General features: G+C 66.9%; 1 protein-coding gene. It reads right to left on the reverse strand.

All coding sequences use genetic code 11. The annotated features are described in order from the left end of the window. The coding region (locus tag ABZY31_RS31230) for an AMP-binding protein (RefSeq protein WP_356417065.1) at positions 1-1,376 on the reverse strand (1,376 nt) is incomplete at its 3' end. Positions 1,377-1,385 lie beyond the last annotated feature (9 nt).

Consider the following 1,385-nt stretch of genomic DNA (forward strand, 5'->3'; position numbering starts at 1 on the left):
CCTTCGAGCCGGCCGAGGAACCACAGGCGGCGCTGGGCGAAGGACAGCGGAACGTGTTCGGGACGGTTCTGCGGGGTCAGGACGGGACGTGTCTCTCCGTCGTCTGCCAGTCCCGCGGCCAGTCCCGCCACGGTCGGCGAGTCGAACAGCATACGGATGTCCAGCTCCACGCCCAGCACGGCACGGATCCTGCTCGCGAGCCTGACCGCGAGCAGGGAGTGACCGCCCAACGCGAAGAAGTCGTCATCCACACCCACACTCGCCACACCGAGAACCTGCGCGAAGACCCCGCACAAGATTTCCTCACGGACGTTGCCCGCGGCACGCCCCACTACCGTCCCGGTCACCTCCGGCGCCGGCAGCGCCTTGCGGTCCAGCTTCTTGTTCACCGTCAACGGCAGCTCGTCCAAAACGACGACCGCTGAAGGAACCATGTACTCCGGCAGCCGCTCACCAGCCACCTCCACCACCACCGCGGCAAGCCGCGAAACCACCGCCCCCGGCGCCGCGACCACATACGCCACCAGACGCCGCTCCCCGGGCACGTCCTCACGCACCACCACCGCGGCCTGGGCCACCATCGGATGCGCCACCAGCACACTGGCGATCTCACCCGGCTCGATCCGGAAACCACGGATCTTCACCTGGTCATCACTACGACCCGCGAACACCAGCCGGCCGTCCGCCGTCCACCGCGCCCGGTCACCCGTCCGATAAAGCCGCTCACCCGCACCACCGAACGGATTGGCAACGAACCGCTCCGCCGTCAGCCCCGCCCGCCCCAGATACCCACGCGCCAGACCCACACCCGCCACATACATCTCACCGGCAACACCCACCGGCACCGGCGCCAGAAACTCATCCAGCACATACACCCGGATATTGACCACCGGAGAACCGATCGCCACCTCAGCCGACCCCGGATCACAACGCCACAACGTCGCATCCACCGTCGTCTCCGTCGGACCATACGAGTTGAACAACACCCGACCCCGACCCCAGCGCGCCATCACCTCCGGCGGACACGCCTCACCCGCCACCACCAACACCACATCCGCACCCACCGACGACTCATCCAACGTCGCCAAAACCGCGGGCGGCAACGTCACATGCGTCACCCCCCACTCCGCCAGGAACCGCGGCAACGCCTCACCCAGACGCCGCTCCCGCGGAATCACCACCAACGACGCCCCCGACAGCAACGCCATCAGCCATTCCCAGCCGAACGTATCGAAACTCGCCGAAGCGAACTGCCCCACACGAGCACCAGGACCCACACCCAAATACCGGACATGGCCCTCAACCAAACTCGCCACACCCGCATGCGAAACCAGCACACCCTTCGGCCGGCCCGTCGAACCCGACGTATAAATCACATACGCGGG

This window comes from Streptomyces sp. NPDC006529 (assembly GCF_040611795.1).
Classification (GTDB): domain Bacteria; phylum Actinomycetota; class Actinomycetes; order Streptomycetales; family Streptomycetaceae; genus Streptomyces.